We start from the raw sequence: 24,912 nt of genomic DNA, 5'->3' as shown, positions 1-24,912 counted from the left end.
GGCGCGTTATTGAAGGTCATGCAGGACATTCGGAACCCAATCGCGAACATCGTCGTACTGACCGGCGCAGGCATTTCGGCAGAAAGCGGGATCGCAACGTTCCGCGGACCCGGTGGATTATGGGAAGGGCACCGGGTCGAGGATGTGTGCACGCCCGAGGCGCTCGCGGTGGATCCGGAGCTGGTGCACCGGTTCTACGATCTCCGGCGCGCGGCTCTGGCGGGTGTGGAACCCAATGCCGCGCACCGGGCGCTGGCGCGGCTGGATGCCGCTTGGGAGGGCGAGTTGCTGATCGTAACGCAGAATGTCGATGACCTGCATGAACGAGCCGGCGCGGCGCGGATGCTGCATATGCATGGCGAGTTGCTCTCGGCCTTGTGTGCCGTCTGTGGTGCACGCCAATCTTGGGCGGGCGCTTTGCCGGCGGGGTCGGCGTGCGGCGCGTGCGGTTCGGCGGCGCTGCGGCCGGACATCGTGTTCTTTGGCGAGATGCCGTACCAGATGGCGCGGATCGAGGCTGCGCTGGCAAAGGCCGATCTATTCGTGTCGATCGGGACGTCGGGCGCGGTGTATCCGGCGGCGGGGTTCGTGCAGACCGCGGCGTATCATGGGGCGCGGACGCTGGAGTTGAACCTGGATCCCTCGATGGGGAGCGTGTTCTTCGAGGAAACGCGGATCGGGGCTGCTGGGGTGTTGGTGCCGGCCTGGGTGGATGAGGTGCTGGGCTAAGATTTCTCTCCCGCGAAGGCGGGGGCCCAGACTGGACCCCCGCCTTCGCGGGGGAAACATCCTTCTTTCGATCGAACGCTATCCTACTCCACCCCGGCGAAGGCCGGGGCCCAATTGGAACGTCCGAGATAACGATGCGCTGCCCGCTGTTACGAACGTCCCCCAATTGGGCGCCGGCCTTCGCCGGGGTGGAGCATCTTGTGAGTGAGGGTCAGTCGACCCAGTCGAGACCCATGTCGCGGTAGACTTCGCGGTCTTCGTCCCAGCCGGGCTTCACCTTGACGTGAAGATACAGGTGGACGGGCTTACCGGTGATCGAGGCGAGTTCGATGCGCGACCGTGCACCGATTTCCTTGATGCGGACGCCGCCCTTGCCGAGCACGATCGCGCGCTGCGTCGGGCGTTCGACGAGAATCTGCTGATGGATCTCGAGGCTGCCATCCTGACGCTCGATATACTGCTCGGTCTCGATCGTGCTCGCATACGGCAATTCCGCGTGGAGCTGCAGATACAGCTGCTCGCGCGTGACCTCGGACGCGAGCGCGCGCTCGGTCGAGTCGGAGACCTGGTCCTCGGGATAATGCCACGGACCTTCGGGCATCGCCTTGGCGAGCTGCGTCTTGAAGTGCGCGAGGCCGTCGCCGGTGCCGGCGCTGATGAAGAACGTTTCTGCGAACGGGAGCAGCGCGTTGAGTTTCTCGGCGTGGATCAGCAACTTGGTCTTGTCGGCGAGATCGACCTTGTTGAGGATCAGCCAGATCGGCTCGGTACGGCCGACCAGCGACTCGACGATCGTCGTGACCTTGCCGCCGATCCCGCCCTTGGCATCGATCACCAGCGCGATGATGTCGGAGCCCTCCGCGCCACCCCAGGCGGCGGCGACCATCGCGCGGTCGAAGCGGCGCTTGGGCTCGAAGATACCGGGGGTGTCGACGAGCAGGACCTGCGTGTCGCCCTCGATCGCGACGCCCATCAGTTTCGCACGCGTGGTCTGCGCCTTGGGGCTGACGATCGCGACCTTCTGGCCGACGAGCGCGTTGACGAGCGTCGACTTGCCCGCGTTCGGCGCGCCGACGATGGCGACCAGGCCGCAATGCTTGGGGGCGCTCTGGGAGGTGGAAGTCACAGGAGAAGTAGATTCGGTCACTTAGACTCTTTTCGGCATCGGGATATTCGGGGGCGGTCATACAGACAAAACGCCCTCGCGTCATTCCCGCCAAACTGCGGCCCTGCCCGTCGTCGCGCAGTCCACAGTTTAAGAAACAGAAGTTGGTGCACGCGGAGGCGCGGAGCCGCGGAGATGGTGTGGATGGGGCGCGCGCCGTCTGCAATTATGCACCGCCGATTATCTCGGAGGCGTTTGAGGCAAGACCGGAGTTTCAATCGCAGCGCCTCCGCGGCTCCGCGTCTCCGCGTGAACCAACCTTCTTAGCCGAGCTTCTCGAGCAATGCCTTCGCCGCTGCGGTCTCGGCTTCCTGCTTGCTAGAGCCGGTCGCGGTCGCTTCGGCGAGTTTGCCGACCGACACGAGCATCGTGAATTTGGGGGCGTGGCCGGGGCCGGTGCGTTCGACGATGGTGTATTCGGGGGGCTTGCGGTTGTGGGCGGCGGCCCATTCCTGGAGGGCGGATTTGGGGTGTTGCGGGGCCTTTGCGCCAGCCTGGACGCGATCCCCCCAAGCGCCGCGAACGAAGGCGCGCGCTGCGTCGAGGCCGGCTTCCTGATACCAGGCGCCGATCAGCGCTTCCATTACGTCGCCGAGCACGTTGTCGCTGTCGCTGGCGCCGTCGTCGCGGGCCTGCTTGCCGAGTTTGAGGTGCGCGCGGACGCCGAGTTCTCGCGCGACGTCGGCGCAGACCGGGCCGGTGACGAGTGCGTTGAGGCGTTTCGACAGCGAGCCCTCGGGGTCTGTGGCGAACAGTTCGTAGAGCCATTCCGCGATGATCAAGCCGAGGACGCGGTCGCCCAGGAACTCGAGTCGCTCGTAGTTCGCGGCGGCCTGGCTGCCGTGCGTCAGCGCGCGCTCATAGGGGGCGAGGTTGGTCGGTGCGCGGCCGAAGAGCGTCTTCAGCCAGCCGGCGAGGTCGCTCAAAAGCCTTCCCCGATGCGGCTCCAGCGCGCCGCACTGACCCAGGTCCACGGCTTCAGCCATTCGGCATCGCCGTCGGTCGAGAAGAAGTTGACGACCGCCTTGCCCTCGACGTTTGCGAGTGGGACGTAACCCATGCCTTGCGGCGCGGGGAACCGGCTGTCGCCGCTGTCGTCGCGGTTGTCGCCCATCACGAAGATGTGACCGGCGGGGATCGTGTAGAGCCCGGTATCGTCGCGGTCGGGGAGTTCGGCCTGGTCCAGGACTTCGTATGTGCGCCCGCCGGGAAGCGTTTCGCGGAAGCGCGGGTAGCGGCAGATCTGAACGTTCGCGACGACGTCGACGAACGGCGCGCCGCACTTCTCGGCGTTGAAATTGGCGGTCAGCGGGATCGTGAAGTCGGCGATGCGGAGCTTCGGGATCGCCTTGCCGTTGAGGTAGACGGTGCCCTGGCGCATCTGCACGGTCTCGCCGGGCAGGCCGATGACGCGCTTGATGACGTCGTGGTCGAGCACCTCGGGCGCGCGGAAGACGACGACGTCGCCGCGGGTGGGGGTGCTGCCGAAGATGCGGCCGGGGATCAGCGGGATGCCGGCAGGCAGCGACCAGCGCGAATAGCCGTAGTTCCACTTCGAGACGAAGAGATAGTCGCCGATCAGCAGCCGGGGCAGCATCGATTCGGACGGGATGCTGAACGGCGCGAAGATGAAGCTGCGCAGGATCAGCACGATCACCGCCAGCTTCAGCAGGAAGCGGAAGGTCTCGCCCATTTCAGAACGGGGGGTCTCGGACCGCTTTGGTTTGGTCTTCACGTCATTTGCCATGCGCGCGGGTTTGCGCAGACCGCGCGTGCCGTCAAGCTTGCGCAGGATACCTATCACCGAAAGAACGTTGTCGCGGTCTCGCGCTTGCAGCATGACCGGCGCGCACGTCTATTCGGAGAAGTAGCATGACCGCCGACTGGTCCAAGATCGAAGCCCTGCCCGCCACCAAGCTGACCGACCTGTTCGCACAGGATTCGGAGCGACTTTCGAAGCTGAGCCTCGACGTCGCGGGCATCCATTTCGACTGGTCGAAGACGCATCTGACGACGGACATGGTGACGGCGTTCGAGGAGATGGCCAAGGCGCAGGACCTGGCGGGCAAGCGCCAGGCGATGTTCTCGGGCGAGATCGTCAACGTCACCGAAGGCCGCGCGGTCGAGCACACCGCCGAGCGCGGCGAGGGCAAGCCCGAGAGCGTCGCGATCGCGCAGGCGAGCCACCAGCGGATGCGCACGCTGATCGACGCGATCGAGGCTGAGGCGCTGGGTCCGGTCCGGCATGTGCTGCACGTCGGCATCGGTGGTTCGGCGCTGGGGCCGCAGTTGCTGGTCGATGCGCTGGGTCGCGAGGACAAGAAATACGACGTCGCGATCGTCGCGAATGTCGACGGCGTCGCGCTGGAAGACGTGTTCGCGAAGTTCGATCCGGCGGCGACGCTGCTCGTCGTCGCGTCGAAGACCTTCACCACGACCGAAACGCTGATGAACGCCGAAAGCGTGCTGCAGTGGATGACGGAGAACAACGTCGAGGACCCTTACGGCCGCGTGATCGCGCTGACCGCGTCGCCGGAAAAGGCGATGGAATGGGGCGTCGACGAGACGCGCATCCTGCCGTTCTCCGAGAGCGTCGGCGGGCGGTATTCGCTGTGGTCGACGATCGGGTTCCCGGCGGCGATCGCGCTTGGCTGGGACAAGTTCGAGGAGCTTCTGGAGGGTGCAGCTGAGATGGACCGCCACTTCCGGCTTTCGGCATGGCATGAGAATGCGCCTGCGCTCGCCGCGTTCGCGGACCTGTATTATACGCAGATCCGCCATGCCGAGACGCGTGCGCCGTTCGCCTATGACGAGCGGCTGCGGTTGCTGCCTAGCTATCTGCAGCAGCTGGAGATGGAGTCGAACGGCAAGTCGGTGACGGTCGACGGCCAGCCGCTCGGGCGGCCCTCGGCGGCGATCACCTGGGGCGGGGTCGGCACCGAAGCGCAGCATGCGGTGTTCCAGTTGCTGCATCAGGGCACGCACCTCGTGCCGGTCGAGTTCATCGCGGTGATCGAGCCGGGCGATACGCTGCCCGACGAGCATCACCGTGCGCTGTTGCTGAATGCGTTTGCGCAGGGGGCGGCGTTGATGGCGGGCAAGCAGGTCGAGGATCCGGCGCGGAGCTATTCGGGCGATCGGCCGTCGTCGACGTTGCTGCTGGATGATCTGGATGCGCGCACGCTGGGGGCGCTGATCGCGTTCTACGAGCACCGGGTGTTCGTGAACGGCGTGCTGCTCGGGATCAATTCGTTCGACCAGTTCGGGGTGGAGCTGGGCAAGGAAATGGCGAAGGCGGCGGAGAAGGGCGGACAGACGTTCGATCCGTCGACGGATGACCTGATCAAGCGCGCTTTTGGGTGAGGGTTCGGGGGAGGGCAGCCCTCTCCTCTTCCGTGTTCCCCCGCGAAGGCGGGGGCCCAGGATACCACCCACAGCGATCGTGATCCTGGGCTCCCGCCTTCGCGGGAGAACAAGAAGGCGGGAGAACGAGACGGCGTGGCGCGTTGCTCCATCATGTCCGTCCTCCTCGCCGTAGCGCTTGCCGCCTCGCCCACCGTTGCGCAGATGAAGTGGGAGCGGCGTGTGTTGATCGTCGCCGCCCCGACCGCGGGAGACGCGACGCTCGCCGAGCAACGCCGCATCCTCGCTGGTTGGAAAGCCAACGCCGCCGCGCGCGACCTCAGCATCGTCGAAATCATCGGGGACCAAGTCCGCGGCGCGTCGGACTCCGCGGCCGCACTCCGTCGCAAATACCACATGCCCACCACCTTCACCGCGATCCTCATCGGCAAGGACGGCGGCGAAAAGCTGCGCAGTGCCAGGCCCTTCTCGGCCGCCGCACTGGAAGCCACAATCGACGCTATGCCGATGCGCAAGGCGGGCCAGCGATAGGCTGAGCCGATCAGCGTGATCGTCGCGCCGGGGTTGCCGCTTAGCGCCCCCTGCCCCAGATGGCATGCAAAGCCGCCCCGCGGCACGCGACCTACGAGGACTGCCCGTGACCGACACCAAATCCGTGACCGACCCCCAATATGATTACGACCTCTTCGTCATCGGCGCCGGCTCGGGCGGCACGCGGGCATCGCGCGTTGCCGCTGCGCACGGTGCCCGCGTCGCGGTCGCCGAGGAATACCGGGTCGGCGGCACCTGCGTCATCCGTGGCTGCGTGCCGAAGAAGCTGCTGATCTACGGCGCGCATTTTGCCGAAGATCTGAAGGACGCCAAGCGCTTTGGCTGGCAGGTGCCCGACGATTGCGCGTTCAGCTGGCCGACGCTGCGCGACAACGTGATGGAGGAGGTCGACCGGATCAACGGCGCCTACACGACCACGCTCCAGAACAACCATGTCGACATCATCCACCAGCGCGCGGTCGTCTCCGGCCCGAACGAAGTCACGCTGGCCGATGGCACCACGAAGACCGCCGCGAAGATCCTGATCGCGGTCGGCGCGCATCCGCTGGTGCCCGAGTTCCCCGGTGCCGAGCACGGCATCACCTCGAACGAGGTCTTCCATCTCGACGACGTGCCGAAGCGCGTGCTGATCGCGGGCGCCGGCTACATCGCCAACGAGTTCGCCGGGATATTCCACCAGTTCGGCTCGCACGTCACGCTGGTCAACCGCACCGACGTGATCCTGCGCGGCTATGACGAATCGATCCGCGACCGGTTGCTTCAGATCTCGATGAGCAAGGGCATCGACTTCCGCTTCAACGCCGCGTTCGAAAGCATCGAGAAGGATGAGAACGGCTGCCTCAAGGTCAGCATGAGCGGGCACGAGCCGATCACCGTCGACCTCGTGATGTTCGCGACCGGTCGCCTGCCCAATACCAAGGGCCTGGGCCTCGAAACCGCCGGCGTGACGATGGATGCGGCGGGCGCCGTGATCGTCGACGAGGACAACCGGTCGAGTTGCGGCAGCATCTTCGCGGTGGGCGACGTCACCAATCGCATCCAGCTCACCCCCGTGGCGATCCGCGAAGGGCAGGCGTTCGCGGACACGTTCTTCGGCAACAAGCCGACCCGCGTCGATTACGCCAACGTCCCCGCCGCGGTGTTCAGCCACCCGCCGATGGCCGGCGTCGGCATGACCGAATCGCAGGCCAAGACAGCGCTAGGTTCGGTGAAGGTCTACACGTCCGACTTCCGCCCGATGAAGAACGTGCTGGCCGGCCGTAACGAGCGTTCGCTCTACAAGATGATCTGCGACGGCGAGACCGACCGCGTCGTCGGCATCCACATGATCGGCCCAGACTGCCCCGAGATCCTGCAATCGGCCGCGGTTGCGGTTAAGGCTGGCCTCACCAAGGCCGATTTCGACGCGACGGTCGCGCTGCACCCGACGATGGCGGAAGAACTCGTGTTGATGAAGTAGGCGGCTTCAGGTCCCGGTGAAATTGCCGGGACGGCGCTCGCTGACCGCGCGCACGCCCTCAGCGAAGTCGTTGGTCTTTTGTAGCCACGCCTGTTCTGCGAGTTCGTGATCGGTCTGCGCCTGGACCAGCGCGAACAGGTCGCCGCGCATCGTCGTGCGCGTCGACGCGACCGCCAGCGGTGCGCCTGCCGCGATCTCCTGCGCCAGCGACAATGCTTCCGCGCGCAATCGTTCGGCCGGCACGATCGCGTCCGCCAAACCCCATTCCGCTGCCTGCTCGGCCCGGATACGGCGGCCCGTCAGGTTCATCAGCAGCGCGCGCTGGCGACCGATCACACGCTCCAGCACGGCGGAGATACCGAAGCCGGGATGGAACCCGATCTGCACGAAGTTGGCGACGAACTTCGCCTCGGGCGACGCTACGCGGAAGTCGGCGACCAAGGCAAGCCCGAGCCCCGCGCCGACCGCCGCGCCCTGGATCGCGGCGACCACTGGCGTCTCCACCGCAAACAACTTGGCCGCGGCCACGTAGAACGGATTGCGCTCGCCCGCCGCGCGATCTTCCGCGACCGGATTGGCATTCACGAGATCCGCGCCCGCACAGAACACCCGGCCCTCCGATTGCAACACGATCGCGCGCACGTCCGGGTCGGCATCGGCCGCAGCAAAAGCAGCGCCGATCGATTCTATCAGTGCCAGATCCGCAAAATTGAAGGGCGCCCGCGCGAACGTCACGATCGCGACGTGACCGTCGCTTGCGACGTGGACACCATCGATACGAGCCTGATCGGTCATTGCCGCCCTCCTGAATTCCGCCTCGATATCGTTCGGGGCGCACCATGGATAGCGTCAAACCGCTTCCAAACGCCGTCGCCAAAGCCTAGATCGCATACATACCCGATCCTCGAAAGGTTCCAGCATGCGTGAAGCCGCCATCGTTTCGACTGCCCGTACCGGCATCGGCAAAGCCTATCGCGGGGCGTTCAACGCCACCGAGGCGCCGGTGCTCGCCGCGCATGTGATGAACGCAGCGGTAGAGCGTGCCGGGATCGACCCCGTGCGGATCGACGAAGTGTTCTGGGGCGTCGGGAATCAATGGGGTACGCAGGGCGGGAATGCCGGGCGGATGGCGATCTTCGCAGGTGGACTACCGCAATCGGTGCCCGCCTTCACGCTCGATCGCAAATGCGGGTCGGGACTGACAGCCGTGGCGCTCGCGGCACGGACGATCATGTGCGACGAGGCGGACGTCGCGCTCGCAGGTGGCATGGAATCGATCAGCTACACGGTGACCAAGGACGCGCCGCGCTTCGTCAACCAGAGCGTCACGGCCAAGCAGCCGGCCGCCTATATCCCGATGATCGAGACCGCCGAGATCGTCGCCGAAAAATACGGTATCAGCCGTGAGGCGCAGGACGAATACGGCGCCATGAGCCAGCAACGGGCCGCCGCGGGAGTGGCGAACGGCGCCTTCCTGGAAGAGATCGTACCGATCACCGTCGAGAAGGCGCTGTTCGACAAACAGGGCATCCGTACCGGCACCGAGGTCGTGACGCTGACGCAGGACGAGGGCATCCGCGCGGGAACCACGCTCGAGGGCTTGCGGGGATTGAAGACGGTATGGCCGGGGGGCGCGTTCTCCGGGCCGGGATCGAGCGTCACGGCGGGCAACGCCAGTCAGTTGTCGGACGGGGCGTCGGCGCAGATCCTGATGGATCGCAAGACCGCCGAGGCCGAGGGCAAGGACATTCTCGGCATCTACCGCGGGTTCCAGTCGGCGGGGTGCGATCCGGCCGAGATGGGCATCGGCCCCGTCTTCGCGATTCCCAAATTGCTCGAGCGCGCGGGGTTGTCGGTCGGCGATATCGGCCTGTGGGAACTGAACGAGGCGTTCGCGTCGCAGTGCCTGTATTGCCGCGACCATCTGGGCATCGATCCGGAACGCTACAACGTCAACGGCGGCGCGATCGCGGTCGGCCATCCGTTCGGCATGACCGGCTCCCGGCTCGTTGGCCACGCCCTGATCGAAGGACGCAAACGCGGCGTGCGCTATGTCGTCGTATCGATGTGCACCGCCGGCGGCATGGGCGCGGCGGGGCTATTCGAAATTGTCTGAGAGAGGTTGTTCTGGAATTTGAACAGCAGGGAATGAGTGGATTGCGGATCTGCCAGCGCCATGCTGGCCGCAAAGAGGAGAGAAGAGGGCGAGAGCATTGAGTGACGGCATGTCGCGACGGTAGGAAGCGGATGGGGCCTGAGGCGATCTACCGTCGTCCGAACACGTTGAACGGCCAACGTTCGTTCATGCTCGCGTTACGACCGCTTTTGGCGTCTGTTATCTCACATGAAGGTCGTAATCGAAGATGAAAGCGGAATGGCTGCTTTCGAACGACAGCGTTGCGCCTTCTGAGGTCGGTTGGTCCTTCCCCACAGGCAACAAACACAGCGCTCAGCATTGCCGCCGGTCACGCTGAAGCGCACATTTCGGCGATTGGGGCTTAGGCATGCGTTACCAAACGCCGGCTGCGCGGGCCGGCACATGGCCGGCCCGTTCATCGTCACAACCCGACCGTGAGCTTCAGATAACCGAACTGGCCTGGAACATCGTAGGTCGTCGGATCGAAATTGTTGAGGCTGCACGTAATGCATGCTGGCGGACCGGAGTTGAACACGTTGTTGACGCCGGCGGCGATCCCGAGGCGCTTGCCCATCAACAACGGCGTCAGGCGGAGTTGGACGTCGCCGTAGAGGCGGCTGTTGAGCCGGTTGTCCGCACCGGATTCGACGACGCCGTCGATGTAGCGACCGGTGAACGACGCGCCGAGCCAGTCCGACTGCCAGTCGATGGTCGCATTACCCTTGTACTTGGGGAATGCCTGGTCCGGACTGCCGCGCTCGGTGCCCTTGCGATCGAGCACGACGAAGCCGTTCGACGCCGACAGGACATATTTGAGTAGCCGCGTTGCGCTGAGCGACAGCCCGAAGCTGCCGACACCGGTTTCGGGCGTGCGGTAGTTGGCGGTGAGATCGATGCCGCGGGTGTGGATGCTGTCGAGGTTCTGCAGCGTCCCTGTGATCTGGTTGATGAAGCCGTTGGCGGTGCGGACCACGAGCGCGCAACTCGCCGCGTCGCCGTTAAGGGCGCAGTTGTTGAGCGTTACATTGGGATCGAACGCCGCGATCGCTTGGCGAACGCGGATATCGTAATAGTTCGCTTCGACGTTGAACAGGCTGGCGAACCCGCCGTTGCGCGCCCATCGCGGCGAATAGACCATGCCCGCTGTGATGTTGCGCGACTTCTCGGGACTGAGATTGCGATTGCCCTGCGTCAGGACCGGCAGCTGACCCGGCTCCTCGGCATAGCTGCCATTGGCTGGCACCCCGTCGGCGATACAATTGGCCCGCACCGTCGCATTGGTCTGGAACTGCCCGGTCGAAGCGCTCGAGCACGGATCGGTCACAGGGAGATCGAAGCGCGATCGACCGCCGAACAGCTCGCCCAGGCTCGGCGCCCGGAAGCCGGTGGTGTACGATCCGCGGACCAGCAGGTCCGCGACCGGCTTCCACAAGCCCGTACCGGTATAGGTCGTGCTGCTGCCGCTCAGCGAATAATTGGCATGCCGCACGGCGCCGTCGACTTCGAGCGAGGCGAAGAACGGAACGTCTTTCAGCAGGGGCACCCGAAGTTCGGCATAGACCTCGTCCGAATTATAGCGACCGCTCGCCGGCTGCGCGGGGATGTCGGCGCCCAGGCCTGCCGCGACGATCGGGTCCGGCGTGAAGCTCGCGCTCTGGATGCGATGTTCATACCCGACCGCGACGGCCACTGCGCCAGCGGGAAGGTCAAAAAGCTCGCCACTGACGTTGAGCGTGTAGTCCCAGAGGTGCTGGTCGCTTTTGTCGCGTTCGGTGAAGCCGATATAGTTCAGCATTGCCGGCGTGATCGAACCGGCGCCCCCGAACAGGTTCAACGGCACGCAACCCCCCGTGCAATTCGCGATCGGACCGATCGCCAACGCGACGCGATCGGCACGCACGTTGCCGGTGAAGCTTTGATGCGCGTCGTTTACGCCGAGCGCCGCATTGGCATCCCAGTAGAACTTACGCGCGCCAACGTTGAACGAACCGTCCAGGGTTGCGGTAGCCGCAAACGTATCGACCTGTTGATTGAAGGTGCGCTGTCCGGCCTCGACCAGGCGACGGGCGATGAAGGAATAGTTGGCGGTGCGGCCGTTGGGCGTACCGTCCGGATTGACGCCGGACTCCAGCGTCACGCCGTAGGGATTGTACGGGTTAGTTGCATCGAAGCTAAGCGTGTCGAACAGGCTGCCGGCGCCGTTGCCCGCATCGGGGCCGATGAACAGCGGCTCGAACGCTGCCTGGTTCTGTGAGTTGCGTCGATTGTACGACGCCTTGACGCGCAGATTGGTGTCGCTGTTGAGCTCCTGGCGAAAGCTCACCCACGCGCCGTAGCGCTCGGACGGTGTCAGCAAATAGTTGAACGGTGCAAAGTTGAACCGGTCGGCAGCGGTGAATGGCCGGAGCTCGGCCAGGGTCGGCGTTGCATCAGGCGGGCCGCTGATCGTCTGGTTGCCAAAACTGGTCAGAAAGCGGCCGTTGACGGCTGCACTGCTACAGCCGCCGACCGGGTCGGTGCAGGCGGTCTGACCCGGGTTTGGGAATCGCGAGATGGAGCGGTCACCCGATCGCACGGCCTTCTGATTTACATAGCTGGCACCGAACACCAGGCTCGTCCCGGTCTCTTTGCTCTGGACGCCGTAACTCGCGTCGAGATTGTAGGTGTGGCCGTCACCGGCGCGGAAGGTACCGAACTGCCCGGAGAGACGGAGCCCGGACTGCCGCTGCTTGGTGATGACATTGACGACGCCAGCGATCGCATCCGAGCCGTAGAGCGGCGACGCGCCGGCCTGCAGCACTTCGACCCGGTCGATCATGCTGGCGGGGATGGTGTTGAGGTCGACCGTCGACGGGATACCGCTGCCGCTGGTCCCGTTGACGTAGCGAAGGCCGTCGACCAGCACGAGCGTCCGCTTGGCGCTGAGATAGCGCAAGTCGATCTCGGCTGCACCGGCACCGACGCCGCCGCCGTCGGGCGGATTGCCGAGATTGCCGGAATTATTGACTTTGGTGTTGAGTCCGCCGGACGCACTCGGCAGCCGTTGCAACACGTCCGCCACCGACGTCAGACCGGTACGCTGGATCGCGGCATCGTCGATCGTAACGACGGGCGAAGCCTGGTCGAGCGGATCGCGGCGGATACGCGATCCGGTGACGACGATCTCCTCACCGGGCTGCTCGGATTCCGTCGCCTGGGTCAGTACGGCGCCAGTGGTTTGAACGCCCCCATTCCGTCCGTCCGCATCCTGCGCATATGCTGGCGCGCCGGCCAAGGCGATGCTCAGCGCAGCGGTGGCGATCCCCGAATAAAGCAGCTTTGTCTTGCGCATCGCATTCCCCCCCGGATACCCGTCTCGCGAACATGACGATCGCGTAACATTTGGAAACAATCAGGCTATTGCTTCCTGGACAAGCAGTTCCGGCCAAGCTGCTATCGAACAATGCCGATTAAGACGATGGTGTGGCATCAGGGCGACAGGCGAGAATAGATTCTACATGCGTTCAGTGCCACGCCTACGCAGGAAACTACTCGGACTTTCGGACCGCTAACTATAGCCCGGCGACGATCGATCGAATGATCGCTTCGTGATGACATGCCGCCTCGTCCAGCGCCCCAGGACGGCGTTCACGGAATGACTGAGATGGGAGGGAAAGCAGTCCGGCCGCTATTGAACGGTCGGGGCAGATAGCAGACATTCCACGGATGCCCACCAGCCAGCACACGATCGTCAATAAGCAAGATGGACCAATCTATATTTCGATTGAGCCATGGCCGGAATGCTACGAGCTTGAGCCCGGCGATCGGCTGACGCTTTCCTATGGGCTCCCGCAGAGCGGCGACGCGTTGGAAGTTCAGTTCATCAATGAACGCGAACTTGTGCTCTGGCCCACGGAGCTTGATCCAGAACCGGTCGTGCTCGTCAATGACGCGTCCGCCGAAGGACGAAGCTGGAAGTTCAAACATCAGTAGCCGCAAGGTGTGTTAATCTTGGGAGCGAGACGGTCGGGAGGGGAAGGTTTGCAGACAGGCCGGTATCTGGGCGATATGGCGAAAAGCGGACGGTCTAACTACCTCGGGCCACTGCCCATCGGAAAGTGAGGGCCTTCAACTACGGTGGCTTGCATGTCTGCCCACAAGGCAGACTTGCCATGCTTGATCAGTTCGCAGCCTTTGAGCAATCCGGCATCCATGATGCCCTGCGACTCATTGATCACCTTCAATGACGCGGGTCGAGCAAAGCGATAGCTGTGATCATGCGCGGAAAGTGCGAATGCGACCGCCTCTCGATACCCCATTTCCGTCATAGGCAGACTATTCTCCTGCATGATTGCGTCTATCAATGTCCGACCGAACATACACCGGACTGCGCCGGAGCCGTTTGGCGAATCTGTCAGCCGCACGCGCACAATCGGCGGGGACGTGGAGTCTGCATCCTCAATTGCCCACGCAAATTGATCCTGCCGCTGCAAGCCAGCAGGGCTACACGAAGCGGTGAGCAACGCCATCAAGACGGAAAGGGCGGATAGGGAAGGAAAGCTCGCCACATGCGGTATGGTGTCAGGTTCCTTCCGCCCGGTCTATGTCCGCTTTGTAGCACGCCGAAATGGCGTATCTACGACCGGCTTTGGGCGTTTACGTGCTCGTCGCCGATGTCTGGAAGTGGCCGTTAGCTTCCAGGCCCTACGGCTGCCGCCACAAAAGGAAAGCCGAGCAGTTCGAGGAGAATAACTCTCCCCAAAGTCGCCGGGCAATAGGCTTTGCGACGGCCGGTTGCGAACCAATCACTCGAGTAATTAAACATAGACCGCTCCGCCGTTGCAGGCGAAATCAACCGCATGTCCGATATCAAGAACGATGTAAGGCGCCGGCAATTCTTTAAAATTGAGCGTTCACCGCCAGAACCCCCTCGGCTGGCTTACTCACAGCTGCCATCCAGCTAGCGCCCAACCCCGCAAGCTTCAGACGTTCGTCACCGCGGACGCGAGTGCATCCAGCCCGCTAGCTTGCCGTAATGATCGTAACGACTTAGCGTGCCGGGCATGAGTATAAGAGGAAAATCGGTGCGTACCGGGATCATGCTGACAGCCGCTGTGCTGCTATCGACGTCGGCGTTCGGCCAGTCGCTCACCAAGGGTATCGTCCCGGATGCAAACGCGCCCAAGGGACGACTTGCCGACGCAGCAGTGCCTAAGGCGTATCGTCTCGATCTGACGATCCTTCCCGAGAGCGAGGGTTTTACCGGTCATGACGAAATCGACGTCACGCTGAAAGGCAGGACCAGCAAGCTCTATCTGCATGGCCGTGACCTGGTCGTTACCAAAGTCTTCGCCCGGATCGGCAGCACCATCGTCCCAGCCACCTTCACGCAGGTCGACGCATCGGGTACCGCGCGGCTCGACTTTGCCAGCGTCGTTCCGGCGGGGGCCGCCACGCTGGTGTTCGACTATCGCGGCAAGATCGGCGACGACGCGTCGGGCCTCTACCACGTGAAGGTCGGAGATCGCTGGTACAGCTGGACCCAGTTCGAGAGCATCGATGCCCGTGCCGCGTTCCCGTCCTTCGACGAGCCCGGGTTCAAGCAACCGTTCACCGTTACCGTCACCACCCACCCGGGGATGACGGTCGTGAGCAACAGCCCCGCAACCGGTGTGACGAAAACCGGCGCGGGGCTGGAGACGCATCGCTTCGCTCCAACCAAACCGCTGCCGACCTACTTGGTCGCGATCGATACCGGGCCCTTCGCCAGGCTTTCGGGAACGATCGCGCCGACGCCGGAGCGAGGGCACCCGATGCCATTCGGCGCCGTGGCCACGCAGGCGCAGAAGGACAAGATGGGCTATGTGATGACGGAGACCCCGCGGATCGTGGGCCTGCTCGAGCGCTATTTCGGCGAGCCTTTTCCGTTCCCCAAGCTGGACCAGATCGGCTCGCCGATCATGCCCGGGGCGATGGAGAACGCCGGCGCGGATACCTATGGCGACGGGATCATCTTCCTCGACCGGAACGCCACGACCAGCAACAAGCAGGCGTTCGGCATGATCGTCGCCCATGAGCTGGCCCACCAGTGGTTCGGCGATCTCGTCTCGCCAGCGTGGTGGAGTGATATCTGGCTTAACGAGAGTTTCGCCAACTGGATGGGGTACCGTATCGGCAACGAGTGGCGGCCCAACCTCGGCATCGGTGTCGGCGCGATCGCCGAGGGGTTCGCCGCGATGAATACCGATGCGCTCGAGGTCGGGCGCCCGATCCATCAGGCGATCACCGAGAACAGCCAGATCGATGCCGCGTTTGACAATATTACCTACGGCAAGGGGGGCCAGGTCGTTGCGATGATCGCCGCCTATCTCGGCGATGACAAGTTCAAGGCCGGTGTGCGCCTCCACCTGAAGCGCCATGCCTATGGCAACGCCTCCTCGGAGCAGTTCTTCGAAGCTATCGCCGATGCGGCGCACGATCCCAAGGTGCTTGCGGCGCTTACGAGTTTCGTCGACCAGCAGGGCGTACCAGTGATCGACGTGCGACGCGACGGGGGCAAGCTGACGGCCGTTCAGGCGCGCTACGCTTTTCTCGGGTCGAAGCCGGCACCGCTGCAGTGGACCATACCCTTCTGCCTGCGGATCGACACGCGCAAACAGTGCACATTGCTGGACGCGAAGACGGCAACGCTGACCGTCCCCGCCGGACGCGTGGTGATGCCGAACGTCGGCGGCACCGGCTATTACCGCTTCGATCTCGCGCCGGCGGACTGGCAGGCACTGATCGCATCATCTGCCACGCTTTCGCCCGGCGAAGCCATCGCGACCACCGACAGCCTCTGGGCATCGTTCCGGGCCGGCAAGGCACCCGCCGCGTGGCTGATCGCCGAGGCGCGCGCCATGGCCGTCAATCCGGATGCGGCCGCGAGCATCGATCCGGGCGAACGGATCGCGGGCTGGCGATCACGCGGCCTGATCGCGCCGGCGTCGCTACCGGCGTACCGGTCGCTTATGACCTCGATCTACACGCCGCAACTGACGAAGCTCGGTTTTGATCCGGCGGTCGGCGCTCATGCGAGCGACGATCCCGGACGCCAGAACCTGCGTCATAGGCTTGTCGGACTCGTGGCGGACGACGCGCACGACCCGGCTGTTCGCGCGAAGCTGAAGGATGCGGCCAGCCGTTTCCTCGGCGGCGATGCCACTGCGCTCGATCCGGGATTCCTTGCTGACGGCTTGACCGTGCTGGCGCAGGAAGGTGGCTTGCCTGTCGCCAAGATGCTCGTCGAGCGCGGGCTGTCCAGTGAGGACCCGACGCTGCGATCGAGCGCTTTGGCGGCAGCGGCTTCGAGCGGTCGCGCCGACGTTTCCAGATACCTGCTCTCGCTGGACGACAAACGCCTGCGCGGCTTCGACCGATTGCAGGTTATCTTTGGCATCGTGGGCACGGTCGAGACGCGCGATCTCGGCACCGACTGGCTGTTGGCGAACTATGACCGGCTGGTGGCGGGCGCCAATGGCATCTTCATCACCAGCCGGCTGCCGTCGGCGTTTGCATCGCAGTGCGGCGTTGATCGCGCCACCAGCATCGATGCGAAAGTCGGGTCGGCCGTCCGCAAGGCGAACGCCGGGCTGTTAGCCTATCAGCGCGCGCTAGAGTCGATCCGGCTCTGCGGCACGCTGAAGGACGCGAAAATGTCTGAGATCGCGACAGCCATCGCCAACGGCGGCTAGCCGTCAGCGGTTAAGTGGGAGTCGCAGCCGCCTTCATGGAGCAACCGGCCCATATCCGGTCATGGTCGGCATAGTGTTGCATTCCCACCTTCGGCTGCAGCTTGATCTCGGTATGTTTGAAATCGACTAAAGGCTATGCAGCATGCGCTTCTCAGAGACGATCCAGGCCGTGCGAATACTCGTCTGAGATAGTAAGCAGCGTGATCATGCGGAACTCGCGTGGACCATGTCGAGACCGCGGACAAAGAAGATACCTTGGTTCATCCATTGCCTGATTGAACCAAGGTGTTCGTTTCGCGTCGATTGCTGAGTATTCCTGGTCTGGCAGGGCGACGTGCCGCCTAGCGATCAAGCATCTGATAGCCTTCCCTGCGGGAACGCCCATCGGCGACGCTCGGACAGGGGAAGCCCGTGAGTCGACATACTCGCTGAACGGAGCGCGGCCTGGCCAATCGAGGGCCTTGCAAATGCGGGCGCGACGCCGAAACCGATCGCCGATAGCGACGGCAACGGTTCACCGTATTGCCGGCGTCGCGCGTGCCTCCGCGGTCAGCACGAGTTCGGCCGCAAGCAACGCACCATCCTGATCCTGCGCGACCGACGTGTGTTCGACGATATCCGTCACGAACTGTGGCCCGAACGGCAACGGCACCTTCGAGCAATCGAGATACCGCGTCCCCTTCTTGTCGGCGATCAGCAGGTGGTTGCCGCCCGGCCGCCCGGCGATATCCACATATTTGCGGAGCTCGATATAGCCCTCGGTGCCGAGGATGAAGAGGCGGCCATCGCCCCAGGTCGGCAGGCCATCGGGCGTGAACCAGTCGACACGGACATAGCCGGCGCCGCCATCGCCGCTCAGCATCATGTCGCCGAAATCCTCGAACTTGGGATGCGCGGGATTGCCGAAATTGCCGGTCTGCGAAGCGAGCACCTGCGCGCGCTTGCTGCCGGTCAGATAGACGAACTGGTCGGCCTGATGACTGCCGACATCGGTCAGGATGCCGCCGTTCTGCGCCGGGTCCCAGAACCAGGCGGGACGGCTCGCGGCAGACAGCCGATGCGGCGCGAGGTTCACCGTCTGGATCACGCGCCCGATCGCGCCGTCATGGACGAGCTGCCCCGCCATCACCGCGGCAGGCACCTCGAGCCGTTCGGAATACATGATCCCGTATTTCCGCCCGGTTTCCTTGATCGCACGGCGGACGTCGGCGAGTTGCTTGAGCGTCGTCACCGCCGCCTTGTCGCTGAGGTAATCCTTGCCCGCGCGCATGACCCGGATGCCCAGCGGCGCGCGCAGGCTCGGGATCGCCGCGCTGCACACCAGCTTGATCGCGCGGTCGTCGAGGATCTCCTGTTCGGACCGGGCAAGCTTCACGTCACCGTACCGCTTCCTGAACATCGCGATCTGCTTCGGATCAGTCGCGTAAAACGCGGTGAGCACGCCGCCGCCGCGGATAATCGCATCGGTTATGCCGTAGATATGGTTGTGATCCATGCCGATCACCGCGAACGGGACGCGGTATTTGGCCTCGGGGACCGGACGCGCGACAGCGCTTTCGGTCGGCGCATCGCCGCGCGTGGCGGATTGCGCGAACGCGTCCGCAGCAAACCCGGCGGCAAGGCCTGCCGTCAGGCCGAGCCCGAGAATCCCGCGTCGGTTGGTATCGGTCACAGCTATTCCCCTTGTCAGATCGCAACCAGATTCGTCGGCCAGGTCATCGCTTCGCCGCGGTCCATCGCCTGTTCGCCGAGTAATGACGCGACGCTCGCCTGATAGGCCTGGCGCAACAGGCCGGGCAGCGGCTTGCCCGCACGCACCGCGGCACCGAAACCCTCGAACTGCAGCATCGTCTCGTCATATTCGCCCCAGCCAAGCGACTCGCCGGGCGTCGTCACGGGTAGTTCGGGGAACCAGGTGGCGCCGCCGATCGGTACGGTGCGCTTGTGCCCCCGCGCGACGTCGTTCTGCATCCGCTGCAGCGCCAGCACCTTGGCCGGCACCTCCTGATAGATACGACCGAGTTCGGGCTCGATCGTGCCCTTGCTGCCCTGGATCTGCTCCTCGCAGCCATAGCGCGCGTTGTTCAGCAACGAAGTATAGATAAACTTCCGCCCGCCCGCGTATTCGTAGATCAGCGCGACATGGTCGTAGACCTCGCGGCCGTCCTTCCAGAAGCAGATGCTGCCCGAGCCGATCACCCGCGTCGGCGCCGCATCGAAGAACCAGTTGCCGATCTGGAGCTGGTGCGTCGCCAGTTCGGTCATCAACCCCGCCGAGCTGTCGCGGTACAGGCGCCAGTTGATCTGGCGGTCGGTCGCATCGGCGGGCACCGCGCGGCGCCAGGCATTGTTGCGGTGCCAGCTCGCCCGGATCTGCGTGAGAGAACCGATCTCGCCGGCCTTGGCGCGCTTCAGGGCATTGAGATACGTCGGGTGGAACATCCGCTGGTGGCCGATCTGGAGCACCTTGTTCGCGGTCTTCGAACGCGTCACCATCGCGCCGCAATCGGCGATCGTGCGCGCCATCGCCTTCTCGCACCACACATGCAGCCCCGCATCGAACGCATCCAAGCTGTGGCGTGCGTGCATATGCAGCGGCGTCGCAATCACCACCGCATCGATCCCGCCCGCGTCGAGCATCGCGCGGTGATCGCTGAAATTGCGCGTTGTAGGACCGACCCACTGCTGCGCCTTCGTCAGGTTCGGCGCATAGGTATCGCAGATCGACGTGACCGTGCAGTTGCGTGTTTTGGCGATGTTCTGGATCAGCGTACGGCCGCGGTCCCCCGTGCCGATCACGCCGAGCCGGACCGGGTTCGTCTTCACCGGATCGGCACCCACCGCCGAAGCAGCCGACGCTGCCCAGGGCGCCGCCGCCGCCATCCCTGCGCCCGCCGTCGCCGTCAGCACGCGATCGATGAACGATCGCCGCGAGAGGTCGAAATCCTTGTCGGTCATGCCACGTGCATCCTCGCTACATCGACGGTCAGCGCCGCCGCTTGGGAAAGATCATATAGAAAACGTCTGGCCGGCGCGGCCTTCAGCATCCGTCGCGTGCGATTGTCATCGGCGACGAGCAGCGCGGTGCTCAGCGCCTCCGCCTTGCCGCCGTTGCGATCGACGGCCACCGCACAGCGCGCAGCGGTAACGATCGCGCCGTCGCTCGGTCGGATCATCGCGGCACGTTCGGGCGCGTGCGTCCCTGCGCCCACCGTCGTCGATATCGACAAAGCCTCGTCGAGGAGTTCGAGCTCGACCAGCACCGCGTCCGCCCGCGACGGATGCGGTATCGCGAACGGCCAGCCACCCCCGAGCGGATGCTCGCCGATCACCGCGAGCGAGCTCTCGCCTGCCGAAAGACACGCGCAAACGACGCCCGCATCGCGCAATGCCGCACAAGCCCGATCGAGCGCGAACCCCTTGCCGAAGCCGCCGAAATCCAGTGCCAGCGGTCGCATCGCCGAGATTCGTGCCGTACGCGGGTCGAAAACCACGTCGCCCCACCCCGCCCCGCCGAACCGGTGATCGATGGCGGGATCGAACGCCCCGTCAGTCAGCGCGTGCACCTCCTGGACCGCGATCAGCGCCTCGATCAGCACCGGATCGTCGATCGTGACGTCCCGACCGGCAAGCAGGCCCTCGTTGACGGCGGTTGTCGACGACGGTCGATGGATGGTCAACGCATCGTCGACGTCCTCGATCGCGCGCCGCGCCGCGGCCAGCGCATCCGCAAACCCGCCGCCGAACACGTGCACCTCAACCCGCGTTCCCATCGCAACGAAGCGCTCGACCTGCGCGGCGATGCTCACGTCAGGCCCTGACCTCCCAGCCCGGTTCATACGCGACCGACCACAGCTTCATCGCCTCGGCGCTGCTCGGCTTGCCGGTCGCCTGATCGACGGTCAGCACGCTATTGGTGCGATAGGCCATGTTGCCCAGATGGCAGAGCGTCGTGCTGATATGCCCCTCGGCGATCGGCGAATTAAGCGCGGATGCGCGGCCGCGGATCACGTCGACGAAATTGCCTGCGTGATAGACGTCGAGGATGCCCTCGCCGACCGTGCCGGTCGTCTCCGACGTCGCCTTGGCCATGACCTGCCGGATCGACTTGCCCGCCAGATCGTAGAGTTCGAAACCATTGCGATCGACCACCGCCGATCCCTTGGTGCCGAGCAACAGGACGCCGCGTCCCCGGCCGTAGGTCAGCATCGCGTTGCAGCTCTGACCGTTCCAGCGGATCACCCGGTCGTTCTCGTAGTTCAGGTCCAGCGCGAGCGCGTCGTACATCTCCCAGTCGTCGCCGGCGTGGAAGCGCTTGGCGCCCTGCGCGGAGACGGTCTTGGGATAGGTCAGGCCCATCAGCCAGCGTGCGACGTCGAGTTCGTGCATCGCGTTGTTGCAGAGTTCACCGGTCCCGTATTGCCAGAACCAGTGCCAGTTATAGGGGACCAGGTTCGACCGATACGGTGCGCGCGGCCGTGGCCCCTGCCACATGTCCCAGTTGAGATTTGCGGGCGGCGTCGTCACATGCCCCTTGCCGATCGTCTTGCGATCGTTCGCGTACCAGGTCTGCGCCTCGTACACGTCGCCCAGTTCGCCAGCCTGGACGAGCGCGAGCAGCTGCCGGGTCTCGGGGCTAGATCGCTGCTGGTTGCCGACCTGCAGGATACGCCTGGTGCTTTTCTGCACGGCGATCATCGCCTCGCCCTCGGCAGGCGCGATGCCGATCGGCTTTTCGCAATAGACGTGATGACCCGATTTCATCGCGTCGACCGCGAGCTTGGCGTGCCAATGGTCCGGCGTCGCGATCGTGATGACGTCCACCGCCTTATTGTCGAACAGTCGACGGTAATCGCCTTCGGTCTTCGGTGCGGGATTGCCGCGCGCCGTAAATTCGCCCGCGCGCTTGGCGAGCACGGCCGAGTCGACATCGCAGAAATGCGTGATCTCGACGTTCGGCACCTTCGTGAACGCGCCCATATGCGCCTGGCCGCGCCCGTTCACGCCGACTATTGCCACGCTGAGCCGGTCGTTCGCGCCCTTGATCCGCGCATAGCTGCGCGCGCTCATCGCCATGCCGAGTCCCAGCCCTACTGTGGCGCTAGCACCCTTGATCATCGTCCGACGGTCCATCGATCCATCCCCTCAAAGTTCGCGCAGCTTGATCGACCGGAATTCGACCCGATCGCCGTGATCCTGCAGCAGGATCGGTCCCTGCTTGCCTTCGCCGAAACCGGGCACGCCGGCGTATTTGCTCTGCGCCACCAGCGCACGGAACGCCGGAGATCCGCGGTCATACTCGACCATCTTGAAGCCGTTCAGCCAATGCTCGACGCGCGTGCCCCGCACGACGATCACCGCACGGTTCCACGCGCCCGGCGGATTGATGCGCTTGCCGGGGCTATCGGGATCGGAGAGATTCTTCGCCGCGATCAGGTCGTAGAGCGACCCGAGCGTCCGGTTGCCGTCGCGCCCCATCTTGGCATCGGGATGTCGCTCGTCGTCGAGCAACTGGTATTCGAGCCCGATCGACTCGCCCTTTTCTAGCAGACCGGCATCGACGAAATACTTGATCCCGCTATTGGCGCCGGGCGTCAGCTTGAAATCGATCGACAGTTCGAAATTGCGGTAGTCGCGGGTCGTCGCGATATCGCCGCCGCCGCCTTCGACGCGCAACGCACCGTCGGCCATCGACCAACCCGATGCGGGAAATTTCGGCCCCTTGACGCTACGCCAGCCGGCGCCGGTCTTGCCGTCCCACAGCAGCTTCCAACCGCTGCGCTGCTCGCCCGCGGACAGGCGATTGGTGAGCCATCCCTGCTGAGGAAGCGCCGTCGCTGGCATCGCGAACCGAGCCGGTGAATCCGTAATCATCCGGACGTTGCGGAACCGCACTTCGGGATGTCGTGCAGCCTCTGCATCGGGGATCGCATGGACCTGGAAGGCGATGAAACCGCGTGCGTCCATGTCGTCGACGACGTCGGCGGCAGGTACGCCGTTGATCCACGTGCGAAGGCGGGTGCCGATCGCCTCGACACGGTAGTGATTCCAGTCGCCCGAGCGGAAGGTCTGGCGCGCCGGCTCGTTGCGGCCCAGCGTATAGAGCCATTGCCGGCGCTGCTCGTCGTACAGCCCGGCACTCCAGCGGCGCGACGACGGATCGATCTCCGCCTGATACCCGTACACCACGCCGTCGCGGTAATCGGGTCGGCTCTGACCGCGGATCATCATGCCCGAATTGAGCGCGGGATCGGTCTTCGCATCGAATTCGACGATGAAGTCGCCATACTGCGCTTCGGATACGAGCCAGCTATTGGTCTTGCCCGGCTCGGCACGTCCGATCACCTCGCCATTCTCGAACGCATAGCTCGCCTTGCCGCCGGTCGCGCGCCAGCCCGCCAACCCTGCGCGCGGCGTAACATCGCGCCACGGCACCTTTACCCGATTAGTTTTGGCTTGCTGCGTCGGTGCCGGCTGGGTCTCGGCACCAACCGATGACTGCGCCATCAACGGCATTGCCGCCAACGTCAGAATTGCGAGCGCACGAGCCATTCGCCTCCCCTTTTCTTTTTTCTGCGAGCGCGGGTCGGGCAACCCTATCCGGACGGGTCCGGTCGTCTCGCATCATTTACCGCCGACATGTTGCTGTCGTACGGCCTCTCCTGAACCGGGTCTTAAATTGTGGTCGGGCCACATGCAACAGGATTGTAAGGCATTTTAATAAGACCATTGCGTGCATTTGCGCGGCCGTGGGCTTGACGATGCTTCACACAACGCGATGTACAAGGCGACGCCAACGCGCGGACGGCGCGCATCGAATGAGGAATACAATGCTAGGTACTGAGGGCGGCGGTAAACTCTATCGCAAGATCGTGCAGGCGATCATCGCGGACATCGCGGCCGGTGTATATCAGGTCGGCGCGCGCCTGCCCGCCGAACGCGACCTGACAGAGCGGTTCCAGGTCAGCCGCCCGACCATTCGCGAGGCGATGATCGCGCTCGAGATGAAGGGCATGGTGGAAGCGCGCAAGGGATCGGGCGTATTCGTGCTCGCCTCCACTTCAAACGATTCGGAGCAGGAGCTCGACATCGGCGCGTTCGAGATTACCGAGGCGCGCCGCATGCTCGAAGGCGAGGTTGCCGCCGTCGCCGCGACGGAAATAACCGAGCAGCAACTGCTCGAATTGCGCGGCCTGCTGGGGCAGATGGATCAGGACGATACGGTGGCAGCGGAGGACGCGGATCGCCGCTTTCACATCGCAATCGCGGAGGCGACGGGCAATGCCGTCATCATCTCCGCCGTCACCGACTTCTGGGACATGCGGTTCCGCTCGCCGCTGGCGCGCGAAGTCCTGGCGAAGGCGGGAAGCCTCGGCACCGAGACGCGCATGATCGAACACGGCCGCATCCTGAGCGCGCTGGAGGCCCGCTCGCCGATCGACGCCCGCAATGCGATGCGCGATCATCTTGCCCGCGTGATCGACCATTTGCTCGATGTTACCGAGACCGAAGCCGTCGAGCGCGCACGCGCTGCTACCGACCAGCGCCGCCGCGCCCTGGCCAGACGCTCAGTCTGATCCGGCGCTCGGCCTACCATGGCCGGGCGACCAGCTGCGCCAGCAGCCAAAGCATGCTTGCCATAGGTGTTTTCACACCATCACAGCGCGATAGAACAAAACTCAACAGGCAGTTGTCAAACAATCTGCCTGACCAAATGATTCAGCATTGTCATATCAAAATACCGATGATACCTGACGACGTACGCCGACCTTAGAAAACTAGGGCAGCACAATGT

At 64.3% G+C, this 24,912-nt stretch carries 19 protein-coding genes; 8 read left to right on the top strand and 11 right to left on the bottom strand.

Going from position 1 to position 24,912, the window contains the following annotated elements:
* Positions 1 to 18: 18 nt before the first annotated feature.
* The gene (locus tag SJY41_RS18595) at positions 19 to 729 is read left to right on the top strand and encodes an NAD-dependent deacylase (protein ID WP_380784190.1); all 711 of its coding nucleotides are present in this window, start codon (positions 19 to 21) and stop codon (positions 727 to 729) included.
* A gap of 211 nt (positions 730 to 940) precedes the next feature.
* Here SJY41_RS18595 and era read toward each other — a convergent pair whose 3' ends face one another.
* The 3 genes from era to lepB all read right to left on the bottom strand — a co-directional run bounded on the left by era (position 941) and on the right by lepB (position 3,641).
* Positions 941 to 1,855 carry a GTPase Era gene (era, locus tag SJY41_RS18590; RefSeq protein ID WP_380783698.1) on the bottom strand — a complete coding sequence of 305 codons (915 nt, stop codon included), beginning with the start codon at positions 1,853 to 1,855 and terminating at the stop codon, positions 941 to 943.
* Between the two features lie 302 nt (positions 1,856 to 2,157).
* A complete protein-coding gene (rnc, locus tag SJY41_RS18585; RefSeq protein ID WP_107954640.1) occupies positions 2,158 to 2,820 on the bottom strand; it encodes a ribonuclease III in 663 nt (220 codons plus the stop codon).
* The gene (lepB, locus tag SJY41_RS18580; protein ID WP_380784189.1) at positions 2,817 to 3,641 is read right to left on the bottom strand and encodes a signal peptidase I; all 825 of its coding nucleotides are present in this window, start codon (positions 3,639 to 3,641) and stop codon (positions 2,817 to 2,819) included. Before lepB ends, rnc begins: the two co-directional genes overlap by 4 nt.
* Before the next feature lie 125 nt (positions 3,642 to 3,766).
* Here lepB and pgi point away from each other — a divergent pair, with 125 nt between their 5' ends.
* The 3 genes from pgi to gorA all read left to right on the top strand — a co-directional run bounded on the left by pgi (position 3,767) and on the right by gorA (position 7,268).
* Positions 3,767 to 5,257, top strand: coding sequence for a glucose-6-phosphate isomerase (gene pgi / locus SJY41_RS18575; RefSeq protein WP_380783697.1), 1,491 nt, complete (start codon positions 3,767 to 3,769; stop codon positions 5,255 to 5,257).
* A gap of 135 nt (positions 5,258 to 5,392) precedes the next feature.
* Entirely contained in the window at positions 5,393 to 5,788 is a 396-nt protein-coding gene (locus tag SJY41_RS18570) for a DUF4174 domain-containing protein (protein ID WP_380783696.1), read from the top strand.
* Positions 5,789 to 5,894: 106 nt separating this feature from the next.
* Complete coding sequence (gene gorA, locus SJY41_RS18565; RefSeq protein WP_380783695.1) at positions 5,895 to 7,268, top strand: glutathione-disulfide reductase; 1,374 nt, start codon at positions 5,895 to 5,897, stop codon at positions 7,266 to 7,268.
* A 6-nt stretch (positions 7,269 to 7,274) separates the two neighbouring features.
* On the opposite strand, the gene SJY41_RS18560 is transcribed toward gorA, so the two are convergent.
* Positions 7,275 to 8,063 carry an enoyl-CoA hydratase/isomerase family protein gene (locus tag SJY41_RS18560; protein WP_380783693.1) on the bottom strand — a complete coding sequence of 263 codons (789 nt, stop codon included), beginning with the start codon at positions 8,061 to 8,063 and terminating at the stop codon, positions 7,275 to 7,277.
* 124 nt (positions 8,064 to 8,187) lie between these two features.
* Between SJY41_RS18560 and SJY41_RS18555 the strand changes: the two genes are divergently transcribed.
* A complete protein-coding gene (locus SJY41_RS18555) occupies positions 8,188 to 9,384 on the top strand; it encodes a thiolase family protein (RefSeq protein ID WP_380783692.1) in 1,197 nt (398 codons plus the stop codon).
* 442 nt (positions 9,385 to 9,826) lie between these two features.
* Here SJY41_RS18555 and SJY41_RS18550 read toward each other — a convergent pair whose 3' ends face one another.
* Positions 9,827 to 12,736, bottom strand: a complete 2,910-nt coding sequence (locus SJY41_RS18550; RefSeq protein WP_380783691.1) for a TonB-dependent receptor domain-containing protein — start codon at positions 12,734 to 12,736, stop codon at positions 9,827 to 9,829.
* Between the two features lie 374 nt (positions 12,737 to 13,110).
* Between SJY41_RS18550 and SJY41_RS18545 the strand changes: the two genes are divergently transcribed.
* Entirely contained in the window at positions 13,111 to 13,377 is a 267-nt protein-coding gene (locus SJY41_RS18545) for a hypothetical protein (protein ID WP_380783690.1), read from the top strand.
* 98 nt (positions 13,378 to 13,475) lie between these two features.
* Here the strand turns inward: SJY41_RS18545 and SJY41_RS18540 are convergent, their stop codons facing one another.
* A complete protein-coding gene (locus SJY41_RS18540) occupies positions 13,476 to 13,733 on the bottom strand; it encodes a hypothetical protein (RefSeq protein WP_380783689.1) in 258 nt (85 codons plus the stop codon).
* Between the two features lie 735 nt (positions 13,734 to 14,468).
* Between SJY41_RS18540 and SJY41_RS18535 the strand changes: the two genes are divergently transcribed.
* Entirely contained in the window at positions 14,469 to 17,117 is a 2,649-nt protein-coding gene (locus SJY41_RS18535; protein ID WP_380783687.1) for a M1 family metallopeptidase, read from the top strand.
* 514 nt (positions 17,118 to 17,631) lie between these two features.
* Here SJY41_RS18535 and SJY41_RS18530 read toward each other — a convergent pair.
* The 5 genes from SJY41_RS18530 to SJY41_RS18510 are packed head-to-tail and all read right to left on the bottom strand — an operon-like array spanning position 17,632 to position 23,669.
* A complete protein-coding gene (locus tag SJY41_RS18530; protein ID WP_380783686.1) occupies positions 17,632 to 18,789 on the bottom strand; it encodes a Gfo/Idh/MocA family protein in 1,158 nt (385 codons plus the stop codon).
* A gap of 14 nt (positions 18,790 to 18,803) precedes the next feature.
* Positions 18,804 to 20,075 carry a Gfo/Idh/MocA family protein gene (locus tag SJY41_RS18525; protein ID WP_380783685.1) on the bottom strand — a complete coding sequence of 424 codons (1,272 nt, stop codon included), beginning with the start codon at positions 20,073 to 20,075 and terminating at the stop codon, positions 18,804 to 18,806.
* Positions 20,072 to 20,926: an FAD:protein FMN transferase gene (locus SJY41_RS18520; RefSeq protein WP_380783684.1), complete on the bottom strand. Its 855-nt coding sequence runs from the start codon at positions 20,924 to 20,926 to the stop codon at positions 20,072 to 20,074. The genes SJY41_RS18525 and SJY41_RS18520 overlap by 4 nt, the downstream gene beginning before the upstream one ends.
* 1 nt (position 20,927) lies before the next feature.
* The gene (locus tag SJY41_RS18515) at positions 20,928 to 22,250 is read right to left on the bottom strand and encodes a Gfo/Idh/MocA family protein (protein ID WP_380783683.1); all 1,323 of its coding nucleotides are present in this window, start codon (positions 22,248 to 22,250) and stop codon (positions 20,928 to 20,930) included.
* Positions 22,251 to 22,262: 12 nt separating this feature from the next.
* The gene (locus SJY41_RS18510; RefSeq protein ID WP_380783682.1) at positions 22,263 to 23,669 is read right to left on the bottom strand and encodes a DUF1080 domain-containing protein; all 1,407 of its coding nucleotides are present in this window, start codon (positions 23,667 to 23,669) and stop codon (positions 22,263 to 22,265) included.
* A 278-nt stretch (positions 23,670 to 23,947) separates the two neighbouring features.
* Here SJY41_RS18510 and SJY41_RS18505 point away from each other — a divergent pair, with 278 nt between their 5' ends.
* Entirely contained in the window at positions 23,948 to 24,694 is a 747-nt protein-coding gene (locus SJY41_RS18505; RefSeq protein WP_380783681.1) for a FadR/GntR family transcriptional regulator, read from the top strand.
* The last annotated feature ends 218 nt before the right edge of the window (positions 24,695 to 24,912 follow it).

The organism is Sphingomonas sp. R86520 (genome assembly GCF_042466285.1).
Taxonomy (GTDB): Bacteria; Pseudomonadota; Alphaproteobacteria; order Sphingomonadales; family Sphingomonadaceae; genus Sphingomonas.
This window is presented reverse-complemented; position numbering and strand designations above follow the sequence as displayed.

Excerpts from the sequence above, each read along its gene's own strand:
- SJY41_RS18545 (WP_380783690.1), top strand. The coding sequence starts at position 13,111 with ATGCCCACCAGCCAGCACACGATCGTCAATAAGCAAGATGGACCAATC.
- SJY41_RS18540 (WP_380783689.1), bottom strand. The coding sequence starts at position 13,733 with ATGCAGGAGAATAGTCTGCCTATGACGGAAATGGGGTATCGAGAGGCG.
- SJY41_RS18505 (WP_380783681.1), top strand. The coding sequence starts at position 23,948 with ATGCTAGGTACTGAGGGCGGCGGTAAACTCTATCGCAAGATCGTGCAG.
- SJY41_RS18555 (WP_380783692.1), top strand. The coding sequence starts at position 8,188 with ATGCGTGAAGCCGCCATCGTTTCGACTGCCCGTACCGGCATCGGCAAA.
- SJY41_RS18525 (WP_380783685.1), bottom strand. The coding sequence starts at position 20,075 with ATGACCGACAAGGATTTCGACCTCTCGCGGCGATCGTTCATCGATCGC.
- SJY41_RS18560 (WP_380783693.1), bottom strand. The coding sequence starts at position 8,063 with ATGACCGATCAGGCTCGTATCGATGGTGTCCACGTCGCAAGCGACGGT.
- SJY41_RS18515 (WP_380783683.1), bottom strand. The coding sequence starts at position 22,250 with ATGGACCGTCGGACGATGATCAAGGGTGCTAGCGCCACAGTAGGGCTG.
- pgi (WP_380783697.1), top strand. The coding sequence starts at position 3,767 with ATGACCGCCGACTGGTCCAAGATCGAAGCCCTGCCCGCCACCAAGCTG.
- SJY41_RS18550 (WP_380783691.1), bottom strand. The coding sequence starts at position 12,736 with ATGCGCAAGACAAAGCTGCTTTATTCGGGGATCGCCACCGCTGCGCTG.
- lepB (WP_380784189.1), bottom strand. The coding sequence starts at position 3,641 with ATGGCAAATGACGTGAAGACCAAACCAAAGCGGTCCGAGACCCCCCGT.
- SJY41_RS18595 (WP_380784190.1), top strand. The coding sequence starts at position 19 with ATGCAGGACATTCGGAACCCAATCGCGAACATCGTCGTACTGACCGGC.
- SJY41_RS18510 (WP_380783682.1), bottom strand. The coding sequence starts at position 23,669 with ATGGCTCGTGCGCTCGCAATTCTGACGTTGGCGGCAATGCCGTTGATG.